This is a genomic window from Rothia sp. HMSC069C01, from assembly GCF_001814655.1.
Lineage (GTDB): Bacteria > Actinomycetota > Actinomycetes > Actinomycetales > Micrococcaceae > Rothia > Rothia dentocariosa.
In genome coordinates this window covers 1-13,497 of sequence record NZ_KV817396.1, presented here as the reverse complement: position 1 = coordinate 13,497, position 13,497 = coordinate 1, and the positions used below count along the sequence as shown (strand labels likewise).

Sequence of the window (13,497 nt, the reverse complement as noted above, 5' to 3'; positions counted from 1 at the left end):
GGTGATGTTTCACGTGAAACATCACCACCCCCAGCCTTGTATAAGGCGTGTATATCTGGTTTAGTGAGCATCGTGGCGGGTTATTTACCTTGTTTGTCCATCTGCCATTGTCTCCGGATATGAAGAGCTTGCAGAGGTCTGGAACATGTGTGAAAACGGTAGGTATACGAGTCTTTGCAGGGCCTGCAACGGTGTATATAGCAGAGCAGGGGAGAGTGGGGACAAGGAACAATAACACGAGCTCCAAGCTGAGGGTAATTGTAAGCTTGCGCATCCTTTTATGGATATTGAGGAGACTACAAGAGTATTTATCGAGACAGGCTAAAATCCTACGCTTTCGACACGGTGAAATGGTTACAGGAAGAACTATGCCGAAGTCATACAGAGATTCATGGATAGTATCTTCATAAGATATTCTTATCTAAAATACAACCTCAAAAAGTATATAAAGTGTTTGTAGCCCTGTAAACGAGGCAGGTATAAAGATAGAAGGTGTGGATGTTTCACGTGAAACATCCACACCTTCTATGGGTTTTTTGAGGATGAAGGCTTGAAGAAAACCTACTTGATGTATTCCTCAAAATCAGCAATGAGTGCCTGTTTGGGACGAGCGCCTACGCTCTTCTTTACAACCTGCCCATCTTTGAAAAGGTAGATCGCGGGAATAGAAGTAATGTCGTATTCCATAGCGGTGTCGCCGCTCTCTTCGACATTGACCTTCACGACATCGACCTTCTCGCCATATTCGGCGGCGATTTCATCGAGAACCGGGGCGACCATGCGGCAGGGACCGCACCACTCGGCCCAGAAATCAACGATTACCGGCTTGGAATTATCCAGAACCTCAGCCTTAAAGGTGGCATCGGTTACTGCTTTTGCGTTGCTCATATCTGATTCTCCTGACTAAAGGTTTTCGAGGTAGTGCTGTGCGTCGAGTGCTGCTACCGCACCCGAACCGGCGGCGATAATCGCCTGACGGTAGGTTGGATCAATGACGTCGCCCGCGGCGAAAACGCCGGGCAGAGAGGTTTTTGATGAGCGTCCCTGAACCGCAATCGTGTTCTGATCGGTAATCTCCAGCTGATCCTTAACCATCTCGATACGCGGATCAGAACCGATAGCAATGAACAGCCCGTCGAGCTTCATATCGCGGGTAGCGCCAGTAACGGTATCGGTCAGAACAACCTCTTCCAGCTTGGAATCGCCGTGAATCTCGCTCACCACGGAATTCCAGAGAACTTCAATCTTGGGGTTGTCGAAAACGCGCTGCTGCATAATATCGGATGCGCGCAAAGAATCACGGCGGTGGATCAGATAGACCTTGGATGCGTAGGTGGTGAGGAAGAGTGCTTCTTCCAGAGCAGAATCGCCGCCGCCTACCACCGCGATTTCTTTATCTTTGAAGAAGAATCCATCGCAGGTTGCGCACCACGAGACGCCGTAGCCAGAGAGTGTATCTTCACCTTCAACACCCAGCTTGCGGTACTGCGAACCGGTCGAAATAATAACGGTTTTTGCGAGGTGTACGGAACCATCGGAGAGAATAACCTTCTTAATATCGCCGTCGAGCTCCAACTTTTCGACATCCTGGTAGCGAATATCCGTGCCGAAGCGCTCCGCCTGGGCACCGAAATTGGTCATGAGCTCGGGTCCCTGAATGCCCTGCACAAAACCGGGGAAATTCTCGACCTCGGTTGTGGTCATGAGAGCGCCGCCGGGGGAGAGGGAGCTCGCGAAGAGTACCGGCTCAAGGTTGGCACGCGCCGCGTAGACGGCGGCAGTGTACCCGGCAGGGCCGGAACCCACGATAATAACGTTGTGAACCTTCTGATCGCCCTCAGAAGCCGTTTCTTGGGCTTTTTCTTGGGGGGTGGAGGATGCGGCAAGGTTCAGACCGCCGAGAGCGGCGCCTCCGAACAGATTACCCAATGTATTTTCAGTACTCATTCTTCTCTTCCTCGAATTTCTTCTGATAGTCGCTCAACGCAACAGTATCCCCAATTATTCCATTCTGGAAGCGGCTAAGCCATATTGAATGGGGTCGAAGCGAACATGATGGGTACCGAAAAGAAATGTGACGTTTTATGTTCAGGGCTGCACCCGACGGAGGATACTGGGCGGGAGGTCTTGAGAGAGCGAGATCGAGGCAAAATAAATGGCGCATCCCCATGTATGAGGATGCGCCACTCGTTGAGGCTATACGCTACTCGGCCTTAATCTCGCCAATGCGTAGACCGTAGCTGTACCCTGCGATAGGCTGCGAGAGCTTGGGTGCTTCATCGAAGACGATGATGATGTAGCCGCCCTTATCGGCAGACTGCTTGTCCTTATCCAGCTCAACCGTGACGTCCTGCCCAGAGAAGCTTCCCTTGCCAACTTCGGTGGCACCGCTCATCGAGGCTTGGTTATTGGTGTATACGGTGAAGGAACCGCCGGAACCGTCCGTCTGCTGAATAGTTAGTTTAGAGACAACCGTGGGAGACTCTAGTTTAGCGGCAAGCCCGAATTCCTTGACGACACCACCGAAGGCGGGGCTACCAAAACCATAGCTGGACCAGGTGCTTGAGGGGCTACCATCGGTCAGTGCGGGAAGACCGGAATCCATATCCGCCATAAAGTTAGGGTTGCTCGGTACCAGACGCGATACGGAGGTAACCTTTACTGGCGCATTGGAGGCGCTGGGCGATGCCGACGGGGAGACTTCCTCAGATTCTGTAGACCCTGCCGTAGCGCTTGTGCTCGCCGAGGCGTTCTTACCTTTAACCGGATTCGATGCGTGATTCGACCCCAGGCCGGTCAGCGTGGTGAGTACGCCACCGGCAACAATGACCAATAGAAGCACGGCGGCGAAGGCAATAGCCCAGGTTCCGCGGTTTGTGCCTTCGTCTTCGTCGTCTTCATAGACGCCGTCATCGTTCGGTCCGGAGACCATAGGTGCAACGTTCATCGAGGGGATCTGTGAGACCTCCCAGGCCTTTACAGCGCTGATAGCGGAGGTTTCGGAACCCACCATTGGAATATTCTCGTAGGTTTGCGGCGCGGCACCGGTAAGGCTGTCACCGAAGATTTCGGCCCCGAGCGCCTCATCAGGGTTGCCATCGGGAGAGACCGAGGGGTTATCGGTCAGTAGGGTGTCAAGCAAAACATCCGGGCGGCTGTATGAGGTCACCAGGTATTTATTGCCTTCGGGGGCGATTCCCATATCGAGAATCTGAATGTTGTAGCGGCTATTGACCGCCAGCGCCCGCGAATTCTTCTCCAAGAGGTGGCTGCGCACGGGAGAAGCCACCACCACCGAAACCTTACGGTTCAGAATCTGATCCTTACCTTCGAGGATCATATCTGATTCGGCGGTGATGATAATCTGTGCGGTGATTTCGTAACGGCCACCCAAAACGGTTCCGACCGGAATCTGCTGCGACAAGTTCTCTCCCGTCATGTATTTTCTCGCCTATAGTTTAGTAGGCTCTTCCAAGATTTTACCCGGATTACGCCGGATACGGTGTTTTTAGCGGTTTGCGGGCTGGTTTAAGATTCGTTTGAGGCTCCTCGCCGTGCGAGTGCTTTTACCTTGCCCGCGATGGGTGCGAAGAGAGCATCTGCCTCACGCACGCGGAAAATCTTGAGCATCACCACATAGCTGAAGAGCATGGTGAGACCACAGATTATAAGGGTTATAACCGCTGAAATTTTTGATGCCCAGGCGAAGCCATCAAGATTGTATCCGCCCAATACCCACAATACGGCGGCGGCAATAACTCCCGCAAAACATGCCGCGAGGGTAGTACGAGCGTACATGTTGATAATACGCTTCTGCCCATAATACCCAAGTCTGCGGCGAATTTCGTAGTGGCTGATGGCGACCACGAAGAGGTTCTGCACCGGGAAAATCAGGGAGAGCGCATACACGGTGTAGCGCGGGTCAAGCAGGGAGGCAACCCCACTCATAACGACCATAACAATCGCGGCGTAGAACTGAATGAGGAAGGGGGTGCGCGCATTCTCTCGGGCGTAGAGAACGCGCCCGTAGAGGAAGGATATGGTCAGTGCGGGGGTTCCCAATGCGGTAATAGCAATGAGGCGCCCAATGACGGTTGCCGCAACCGGGTCTCCGCCGCTAAAGAGCACCGCCACGGGACCGGCGAGGACGATAAGTGCGAGCGCACAGAAAACGGTGGCAATACCGGCGGTACGCATGCCGTGCGAAAGGGCGTGAATGACGCTGTCGCTATCGTCCGCAATGGCGGAGGAACTCATGCGGTTAAAGAGGACGGTAGCGATGGAAATGCCGATCACGCCATGGGGGAGCGAATAGAGCATCGAGGCGTAGTTCATTGCCTGCAGACCGGGAATCTGGATACCCATATCGGCATACTGGGCTCGGGCGCTCACCACGGATGCGGCAACCCGCGTCATGTACATATACGACAGGTTAGAGACGGCACCGGCGGCAAGGGTCCAAATCGCCAGACGAGATGCTTCCCGCAGTCCGATACCGCGCCAGCCGAAGTCCGGCTTGAGCCGCAGCCCCAGCTTCCTGAGCGGGATAAAGAGAACGATAGCCTGCAGCGCCACGCCCAGAGTTGCCGATCCGGCGAGGAAGATCGTCTGCATCGACGTCCAGCTTTCGACCGAGTGACGTGGCGGATTGATGGTTGTATCCTGCGCCCCGAAGGTGAAAATAAAGATGAAGAGCGCAGCAATAGCAACGACGTTATTGAGTACGGGCGCCCACATGAAAGCCCCGAAGGCCTCTTTCGCGTTGAGTACCTGCCCAATGACCGTATAAAGCCCGTAGAAGAAGATTTGCGGCAAACACCAGAACGAGAATATATACCCGAGTTCTTTCTGCTCTGGCGTCCATGTAGAGCCCATGACGTTGATAATAGGGATGGCGCACGCCAGCGTAATCGCTGTAATCAGACCGATGGCCGTCACCGTAATGGTTACGAGCTTGGAAATATACCGTTCGCCGCCGTCTTGGGCTTTAGCGGCTTTGATAATCTGTGGCACGAGCACGGCGTTGAACACACCACCGGCGACCAACACGTAGATGAGGTTGGGGAGCGTATTTGCGGTCTCGAAGACGTCACCTACGGTCGAGAGGGCACCCAGTGCCACCGTGAGAAGGATTGCCTTAAGGAACCCTAGAACACGGGATACGAGCGTTCCCGCCGCCATAATGGCGCTTGAGCGTGCATCGGTACGTGCCAACTTCTTCTCCTGGTTGTGACGTTAGAGCTGGGTATTAATATACTCTCGTGCAATATCTGCGATGCGCCGTTCATTAGCGAAAGAGAGTTTCTGGCTAAGCTCCGCCAGGGGTACCCACGCAACATCGACTGCTTCATGATCGGGGTCATGCTCAATGGTTAGGCGGCCGCCAGTAGCACAAAAAAGGTAGTGATGTACCGTTTTATGGATGCGCTGCCCGCTAGACGTAAACCAGTAGTCGATATACCCGAGGGTAGCAACAATGTAACCGGTAATTCCGGTTTCTTCGGCTATTTCTCGCTGAGCTGTTTCTATCAGACTTTCATGACCTTCAACATGTCCCTTAGGTAGACACCATTCGAGCTGTCTGTTGCGGTTATAGCGCGCGATGATTGCCACCGGAAGGTCGGGACTATCAAAATTAATCATGAGCCCTCCCGAAGAGACCTCTTCAAGCGCAGGCACCGGAAGCTGGGGCGCGAAGGGGCGTATTTTGGGTGCGCGCGGTACGGGAAAACTCATAGTTCTACCTTATCCGATGCGGCGCTATTTTGGGCTATGGTGCGGCTGATAGGAGCCCGCTAATATGCTCTTGCCGCTAATATCTGGCAGGATTAAGAGACTATGTCGCAAAAACTTGATGTGCTCTCAAAATATCCGGATGCTGTTGAACTCGGCGAACTCTACCGCCAGGCGGGTTTTGATCTCTACCTAGTCGGTGGTCTGGTGCGTGATGAACTACGCAATACCCCCGGCGAGTTTACCGATTTCGATATGACCACGAACGCCACTCCCGCCCAGAGCGAGCGGATTTTGAGCGCTTGGGGAGAGCATATCTGGGATATCGGCAAAGAATACGGCACCATCAGCGCCCGCAAAAACGGCGCTGTTTACGAGGTAACGACCTACCGCGCCGAAGTGTACGTTGCTGATTCCCGCAAACCCACGGTGGAATTCGGCACCGATCTGAAGGCTGACCTGATACGGCGCGACTTCACCATCAACGCCATGGCTGCTGAGCTGCCTTCGGGGGAAATTGTGGATCTTTTCCACGGCACTAAAGATTTAGCAGAGGGCGTTTTGCGAACCCCGCGCTCGCCTCAAGAATCCTTTTCCGAAGACCCGCTTCGTATGATGCGCGCGGCGCGGTTCGCTGCTCGGTTCAACCTCACTGTAGCGCCGGAAGTATTCGAAGCGATGCGGCAGATGGCACCGCGCATCGAGATTATTTCGGCGGAACGGGTGCGCGACGAACTCATCAAACTCATCTGTGCAGATTACCCGCGCGTGGGCCTGAACCTGCTCGTAGAAACCGGACTCGCGGGCTATGTTCTCCCGGAGCTGCCCGCCCTGCGCATGGAAATGGACCCTTCACACCACCATAAAGACGTTTATGAGCACTCGCTCAAAGTCATGGAACAGGCGATCGAAAAGGAAACCGCCGCTGACGGCCCCTGCCCCGCGCCCGATTTTGTGCTGCGTTTCGCATCGCTTCTGCACGACATCGGCAAACCTAAAACCCGCAGATTCGAGAAAGACGGATCGGTATCTTTTTTGCAGCACGATGTGGTTGGTGCGCGCATGGTCAAAAAACGGATGCGCGCTCTACGCTTTGATAACGACACCATCAAGGCGGTGGCGCGCCTCGTGGAGCTTCATATGCGCTTCTACGGCTACCGTGAGGCAGGGTGGACCGACTCGGCGGTACGTCGATACGTGCGGGATGCAGGGGAGCAGCTGCAGCGTCTCCACAGGCTTTCTCGGTCGGATGTCACCACGCGCAATAAGCGCATGGCGCGCTCGCTGGCGCAGGCATACGATGATTTGGAACGGCGTATTGATGAGCTTGCAGCTCAAGAAGAGCTGGATGCGATGCGCCCTGAACTGGATGGCGAACAGATTATGGAGGTGCTGGGCATCGACCCTGGGCCTCTTGTGGGGCAGGCGTATAAATTCTTGCTGAACCTGCGTTTGGATGAGGGTGAACTTGGTGAAGAAGAAACGACCCGCCGTCTGCTCATGTGGTGGCAGGAGCACGGAGAGTCCTAAATCCCCATAATACGGCGGAATACTGCGGAAATAGAGTATGACGGAGACTACGGTGCATAAGGTTCACTAAATGCCTCTGTGAAGCTAAATTGACGTGTAGGATGGTACTCAGCGGCAGCGTTCGCCGCGCACGAATACACATTCACCGAAAGGGCATTACTATGTCTGATAACTCTGCCTTTAATCCGGCTTCTAACCCCGCATTTAATGGTTCTCAACCTCACGGACAGCCCGTACAACCTATTGCCGTAGCACCGGTCATGATGGTGCAGCAACCCAAATCCATGGCGGTGGCATATCTGCTGTGGTTTTTCCTAGGTTCCCCTGGTATTCACAAGTTTTATCTGAACCAAACGGGTCAAGGGATTCTATACCTGTGTTTATTCCTTACTGGCTGGGCAACTGTTTGGTTTCTTATCGGGATAATTCCTCTTGTAATTTTGGGCATCTTGCTCATCATTGATATTTTCCTGATACCTGGCCGGGTGAACCACCTCAACGGCGTAACCCCCGTTGTCGTGAAGCAGTAACAGCCCATTATCACGACTCCACCGCGCATTGGAGATTCCCGCATCCTCACAGTCGAGGATGCGGGATTTTTGTCTGAACGAAGGTTAGTGCGGTGGGGGAGGGGAGGGCAGATTCCCACCGAATACACACCCCGTTCCCAGGGTTTGCGCATGTGAACTGTCTAAACTTGCAGTGAGCGCGTTATATACAGCGCGCTGAAACACTCACGAAGGAAGGAAATATGTCGCAACAGGTTTATGAACCTAAACTTTTCGCCCATGGAACCGTTCCGGGCAGCCGTACTTATGTGAACTCCGAACATGAACAGTCGACCGTCGTTGTGGTTCGCCCCAAATCCGTGATTCTCACCTATGTGCTGTGGCTTTTCCTCGGATGGTTAGGCATCCACAAGTTTTATCTGCGTCAGCCAATTCAGGGGCTGCTGTATCTGGCGCTCACCGGTATAACCAGCGTGCTGACGCCCATAGGTTTAGGTTGGATAACCGGTATTCCGCTAGGCCTTCTGCTCTTCAAAGACCTCTTCACGAATATCCTTCGAGTCGCCATCCTCAACCTTCGGGACTCTTCGGTTCGTTAATACTAAAACCAGAATTTTTAGCGTTCAAGACTCTAGCTTCAGGATGCTCCCGTTACACCCATGCGGTGTGGCGGGCGCATCCTTCTCTTTGCTGGATTCTACCGCGTATTCTCGTGTAGTATAGAAGAATCTGTGTGTGCATCCTGAACAAGAGGATGCTGCACCGGGTGCCACATGAATCTCCTGCTATGGAAATCCCATAGCCGTTTAGCCCAAAGGAGGGGTTTAATCATGCGTGCATACGAACTGATGGTTATCCTCAACCCCGAGGTTGAGGACCGAGCGGTAGAGCCGTCTCTGTCGAAGTTCCTGGAAATCGTCACCAACGCTGGCGGTACCATCGACAACCTTGACATCTGGGGTCGCCGCCGTCTGGCATACGAGATCCAGAAGAAGTCCGAAGGTATCTATGCGGTTGTTAACTTCACCGCGAGCCCTGAGACCGCCGCTGAGCTCGACCGTGTTCTAAACCTGAACGAGTCCGTTATGCGTACCAAGATCATCCGTCCGGAGGATCAGAAGGTCAACAAGTAAGACTCTAAAACCGCGACCTGATTAAAATGTCAGGTTCCTATGGTTACCTAGAGTTATATACTTGAATCCATTCGAGGAGGCATCAATGGCAGGCGAAACCATTATCACTGTGGTCGGGAATCTCACCAGCGACCCTGAGTTGCGCTACACTCCCGCAGGTGCAGCGGTTGCAAACTTTACGATTGCATCTACCCCGCGTACCTACAACCGTCAAACCGGTCAGTGGGAAGACGGTGAGGCACTGTTCCTGCGTGCGTCTATTTGGCGCGACTACGCAGAGAACGTCGCAGAGACCCTGAAAAAGGGAACCCGTGTGATCGCCCAGGGTCGTTTGAAGTCTCGCTCGTATGAAACGAAGGAAGGCGAACGCCGTACCTCAATGGAGATCGAGCTCGATGAGATCGGTCCCGCTCTACGGTACGCTACCGCCCAGGTAACCCGTTCACAGCGCACCTCTGGAGGTAACTTCGGTGGTCAGCAGGGCGGCAACTTTGGCGGTAATAACTTCGGTAATAACCCCCAGCAGGGTGGTTTTAACAATTCCGCGCCGCAGCAGGGCTTCGCTCAGCAGCAGGGCGGAAACGGTTACTCCAGTAATGCCGGATTCGGTGGGGGAGCCCAACAGGCGCCCGCACAACCGGCACAGCAGCAGGCACCTGCAGCTGATCCGTGGACCTCGCAGTCCGGCGGAAACTACGATTGGGGTACCGGCGCCGATGACGAACCTCCGTTCTAAAGAAACGTTCCGTCTTCCTCAAACCAAACCATATATCAATCCATCCCGCGGTTAACGCCGCGGGCTCCCAACCTAAAGGAGCACCACGATGGCTAAGGCTGAAATCCGTAAGCCCAAACCTAAGCAGAACCCCCTGAAAGCTGCTGACGTCACCGTTATCGATTACAAAGACGTCGCCTTGCTACGCAAGTTCATCTCCGATCGCGGCAAGATCCGCGCTCGCCGCGTAACTGGCGTGACCGTTCAGGAACAGCGCAAGATCGCTCAGGCAATTAAGAATGCCCGTGAGGTTGCACTGCTTCCCTACTCCGGCGCTGGCCGCTAACGAGAAGGAGAGTAACAAGTACTATGGCTAAGATTATTCTGACTCAGGAAGTAACCGGTCTGGGTGCCGCTGGTGACATCGTCACCGTTAAGAACGGCTATGCACGTAACTACCTTCTTCCTCGCGGCTTTGCCGTTTCGTGGACCGTTGGCGGCGAGAAGCAGGTTGAATCTATCCGTGCGGCCCGTGCGGCCCGTGCGAAGGCCTCCCTGGAAGAAGCCCAGGAGACCGCAGCTAAGCTCTCTGCTCGCCCGATTGTAGTAGCACACAAGGCTGGTGCTGATGGTCGTCTCTTCGGCTCCGTTAAGGCAGATGCTATTGCTGACGCTATTGAAGAGGCAGGTCTCGGCACTATCGACAAGCGCACCATTCACCTCGGTTCCGCTATCAAGCGCACCGGTGAGTACCAGGTGACCGCTCGTCTGCATGAGGATGTTGTTGCCAACGTTACTCTGGACGTTGTAGCAGCCGCATAAGCAGGGCGTATTTAGACGCTGTGAGGGCGTCGCATTCCGACTGGGATGCGATGCCCTTTTCATATGTGGAGCCAATTATCCGTTTTACCCGAGAAGTGCGGGGTAGGGGAGGGGTATGTTTCACGTGAAACATTGCGTGTTACAGAGTACCGTCAATAAAATCTATGACCGCTTGGGTTACCTCTTCCAAATGCCCCTCGATCATATGACCACCCGTTTCGAAGATACATGTGGTGAGATTCGGGTATCGGTACATAGAACTCTGCACATGCCCTCGCGGCTGGGCAAAAGGCACAACTCGGTCATCTTGTGCATGGATCAGAAAAACGGGCGGTTCCAAGCTCTCAATGGGGTATTCCTCAAGATGGACCGCCATATCCGGGTTTGTGATAGCTGCGTCGATCTTGGCTCCCATACGTCGCTCCTGTAGGGGGAGCATCCCATATATGGTGTGTGAGGGAAGCCCAAATAGAGATTTGAAAAACGGAGACAGCAGCCACATGATGTAGTCATGGTTCAGAGCGGCAGGAGGCCCCATACGCGTGGGCAGCTTTCGTGGTTTTTCCTCCCAGGGCGGGGCAGAGCTGAGGAGAATAAGACCTGCGGTCCGTTCCGGGTAATCCAGAGCGAAACGAAGAGCGGGGGTTCCTCCGGCAGAGGCGCCTAGCACATAGACCTGCTCAATATTGAGGATATCGAGGAGGGCCATCAGAGCCGCTGCCTGTTCTTTGGGACTCCCTTCACCTGCGACCGCGCTTCCGAGGTACCCAAAACGCGATGGAGCAATAATCCTGTAGTGTTTCGAGAGCTTCCTAACGTTCTCAAAGGCTTGGTCGTAGCCGCCATAGATACCGTGCAGAGACAGAATAACGGGAGGGTCGCTATATACTGAGGACGACCCGGTGGGCATAATATCGAGATATGCTATCTCTCCATAGCTGAGATGCACCGTTTTGACCGGATACGACGCGAGTTCGTCCACAGCATCGTGGAGTGCCCGGCGGCATCGTATACCTTGAACACTTATGTAGGTTGTGGTAGCAAGCGCTGTACTACCAAGGAGGCACCTGCCCCACCGGACGTATCCTGCACGGTTTTTCTGTGGTTCCGGTGTACTGCTAGTCCTACGCATAGCTCCCTACTCCTTCGTATACGGTCTATTTTTAACTACAGTAATTTCACAGACGTGGGCACACAACCCTAGGGGACGGGTATCAGGACTATTCTTGAGATACTTCGATATAGTAGTATTTCTATCTATATACGTTGGATAACTATATTTCTATAGGAATTTTCTTATAGACAGCATCAATGTTTCACGTGAAACGGTGTATGTAAAAAGATTGAGAAATAATAAAAATTCCGAAGGAACCTCAAAAATCCTATATTCTCCGAAGTGAGAACCGTAGACTGGACGTGATAGAGCAACCTTAAACTTCTTCAGAAGGGTAGATGTAGATGTTACAGGTTCAGAATCTTACCAAGAGGTATGGTGATAAAACCGCCGTTAACGATATGTCTTTTATCGTTCCCGATGGTAAAGTCACCGGTTTCTTGGGTCCCAATGGGGCAGGTAAATCGACCACGATGCGCATGCTGGTCGGACTCCATAAGCCCACCTCGGGCGAAGCCCTTGTAGACGGCAAAAATTATCAGTCCCTTAAATCTCCGCTCCATACGGTGGGAGCCCTCCTTGACGGGAAATCGGTACATCCGGGGCGCAGCGCACGCACCCACCTCATGTCTATTGCGCTTACCCACGGTATTTCGGCGAAACGTGTGGACGAAGTTATCGGCATGACCGGTCTTAGCCAGGTGGCTAAACGGAAGGTCGGCGGTTTTTCCCTCGGTATGAACCAGCGTTTAGGTATCGCCTCAGCTATCTTGGGCGATCCCCATAACGTTATTCTGGATGAGCCGGTTAATGGTCTTGATCCCGAAGGCGTGGTGTGGGTTCGTCAGTTGGCGAAGTATTTGGCGTCCGAAGGCCGGGCGGTGCTGATTTCTTCGCACCTTATGAGTGAGATGGCGCAGACCGCTGACGACCTCATTATTATTGGGCGCGGTCGCCTGCTGGAACACACGTCTATTGATGAACTTATCTCGCGCATCGGCGGTCATAAAGTTCTGGTTCGTACCGATGAACGTGACCTTTTTGCTTCGCTCCTTGCGGAACGGTCGCTTCCTTTCGAGGCGGTCGATACCGATGGTTTATTGGTTTCGGCTGATGCTCGCGACCTGGGTGAGCTCGCTTTGCGTGAGCAAATTTTGCTCTATGAACTGGCGCCTCATGAAGCGACTCTTGAGGATGTTTACCTTGAAATTACACGTTCAGAGGTTGAATATGTCTCTGATAGTCTTCCAGGTGCTGGTGCCGCAGCCGCGGTTTCTTCGGTGCCGAATGCACCGGCAGTCGATCCTCAACTTCAACCGGTGGCTAGTTCTCCAGAGCACAGCTTTATTGACGAAACCCAGCAGGGGAATGGGAGGAACATATAAATGAGTACTCAAACTTACGCTACTAAAAATGCGCCTGCACCGGTTGCTCATAATCTATCATTCCTGGGTGTGCTCCGCTCAGAATGGTTAAAGATGCGCTCCCTACGTTCTCAGCAGGTTCTCTTCATCATTACGGTAGTGCTGATTTTAGGACTCGCAATGCTGCTGGCTCCTGTTTTTAACGAACAATTGGCACAGTATGAGAAAGATGTGAGTACATCGCAGATTGTGAATGGGCAATCAGTCAACGGTTCCGAGATCATTGACCAGATGAAGAGCGCGTCGTATTCTATCGGAGTTGTAGGCGCTTCATTGGGAGGCATTATTCTTTCTTCCATGGCGACGGTATTTATTGCATCTGAATATGCCACGGGTGCTATGCAAACAAGTCAGTTAGCAGTACCGCGTCGTTCTCTTTTATATTCTGCTAAAGCCCTTGTGGTGACGGTGGTAGCTTTTGTCGTAGGAACCTTGAGTGGTATCTTGGCATTCTTCTTAGGCCAGATGATACTCACGGAAAAGCTACGAGTCTCTTTCGATGGTGAAGTACTTCGAA

The 13,497-nt window shown here is 53.2% G+C and carries 15 protein-coding genes; 9 read left to right on the top strand and 6 right to left on the bottom strand.

The features are described 5' to 3' along the window. Positions 1-561: 561 nt before the first annotated feature. From trxA to HMPREF2981_RS05610, 5 genes are all read right to left on the bottom strand, one after another. The gene (gene trxA, locus HMPREF2981_RS05630) at positions 562-888 is read right to left on the bottom strand and encodes a thioredoxin (RefSeq protein WP_004005938.1); all 327 of its coding nucleotides are present in this window, start codon (positions 886-888) and stop codon (positions 562-564) included. A gap of 15 nt (positions 889-903) precedes the next feature. After that, positions 904-1,947 carry a thioredoxin-disulfide reductase gene (trxB, locus tag HMPREF2981_RS05625; protein ID WP_048778930.1) on the bottom strand — a complete coding sequence of 348 codons (1,044 nt, stop codon included), beginning with the start codon at positions 1,945-1,947 and terminating at the stop codon, positions 904-906. Positions 1,948-2,203: 256 nt separating this feature from the next. Beyond that, positions 2,204-3,439 (bottom strand): serine/threonine protein kinase, encoded by a 1,236-nt coding sequence (locus HMPREF2981_RS05620; protein ID WP_070661546.1) that lies wholly within the window; start codon positions 3,437-3,439, stop codon positions 2,204-2,206. 89 nt (positions 3,440-3,528) lie between these two features. Next, on the bottom strand, positions 3,529-5,214 hold the full coding sequence (gene murJ / locus HMPREF2981_RS05615) for a murein biosynthesis integral membrane protein MurJ (RefSeq protein WP_004005941.1): 1,686 nt from the start codon (positions 5,212-5,214) through the stop codon (positions 3,529-3,531). A gap of 21 nt (positions 5,215-5,235) precedes the next feature. Continuing rightward, complete coding sequence (locus tag HMPREF2981_RS05610; protein WP_004005942.1) at positions 5,236-5,736, bottom strand: NUDIX hydrolase; 501 nt, start codon at positions 5,734-5,736, stop codon at positions 5,236-5,238. A 102-nt stretch (positions 5,737-5,838) separates the two neighbouring features. Here HMPREF2981_RS05610 and HMPREF2981_RS05605 point away from each other — a divergent pair, with 102 nt between their 5' ends. The 7 genes from HMPREF2981_RS05605 (at position 5,839) to rplI (ending at position 10,442) form a co-directional block, all read left to right on the top strand. Next, positions 5,839-7,263: a CCA tRNA nucleotidyltransferase gene (locus tag HMPREF2981_RS05605; protein WP_070661544.1), complete on the top strand. Its 1,425-nt coding sequence runs from the start codon at positions 5,839-5,841 to the stop codon at positions 7,261-7,263. A 161-nt stretch (positions 7,264-7,424) separates the two neighbouring features. Continuing rightward, positions 7,425-7,793: a TM2 domain-containing protein gene (locus HMPREF2981_RS05600; RefSeq protein WP_246825342.1), complete on the top strand. Its 369-nt coding sequence runs from the start codon at positions 7,425-7,427 to the stop codon at positions 7,791-7,793. A gap of 221 nt (positions 7,794-8,014) precedes the next feature. Next, the gene (locus HMPREF2981_RS05595; protein WP_070661539.1) at positions 8,015-8,371 is read left to right on the top strand and encodes a TM2 domain-containing protein; all 357 of its coding nucleotides are present in this window, start codon (positions 8,015-8,017) and stop codon (positions 8,369-8,371) included. A gap of 231 nt (positions 8,372-8,602) precedes the next feature. Then, positions 8,603-8,905, top strand: a complete 303-nt coding sequence (rpsF, locus tag HMPREF2981_RS05590) for a 30S ribosomal protein S6 (RefSeq protein ID WP_004005946.1) — start codon at positions 8,603-8,605, stop codon at positions 8,903-8,905. 85 nt (positions 8,906-8,990) lie between these two features. Next, positions 8,991-9,641 carry a single-stranded DNA-binding protein gene (locus tag HMPREF2981_RS05585; RefSeq protein ID WP_004005947.1) on the top strand — a complete coding sequence of 217 codons (651 nt, stop codon included), beginning with the start codon at positions 8,991-8,993 and terminating at the stop codon, positions 9,639-9,641. Between the two features lie 88 nt (positions 9,642-9,729). Beyond that, entirely contained in the window at positions 9,730-9,966 is a 237-nt protein-coding gene (gene rpsR, locus HMPREF2981_RS05580) for a 30S ribosomal protein S18 (RefSeq protein ID WP_004005948.1), read from the top strand. 23 nt (positions 9,967-9,989) lie between these two features. Beyond that, positions 9,990-10,442: a 50S ribosomal protein L9 gene (gene rplI / locus HMPREF2981_RS05575; protein WP_004005949.1), complete on the top strand. Its 453-nt coding sequence runs from the start codon at positions 9,990-9,992 to the stop codon at positions 10,440-10,442. A 139-nt stretch (positions 10,443-10,581) separates the two neighbouring features. Here the strand turns inward: rplI and HMPREF2981_RS05570 are convergent, their stop codons facing one another. After that, complete coding sequence (locus HMPREF2981_RS05570) at positions 10,582-11,424, bottom strand: alpha/beta fold hydrolase (protein WP_246825341.1); 843 nt, start codon at positions 11,422-11,424, stop codon at positions 10,582-10,584. 476 nt (positions 11,425-11,900) lie between these two features. On the opposite strand from HMPREF2981_RS05570, the gene HMPREF2981_RS05565 reads away from it, so the two are divergent. Beyond that, a complete protein-coding gene (locus tag HMPREF2981_RS05565) occupies positions 11,901-12,941 on the top strand; it encodes an ABC transporter ATP-binding protein (RefSeq protein WP_070661533.1) in 1,041 nt (346 codons plus the stop codon). Next, positions 12,942-13,497 (top strand): ABC transporter permease subunit (locus HMPREF2981_RS05560; RefSeq protein ID WP_371326220.1); only part of this gene is annotated, 556 nt, incomplete at its 3' end.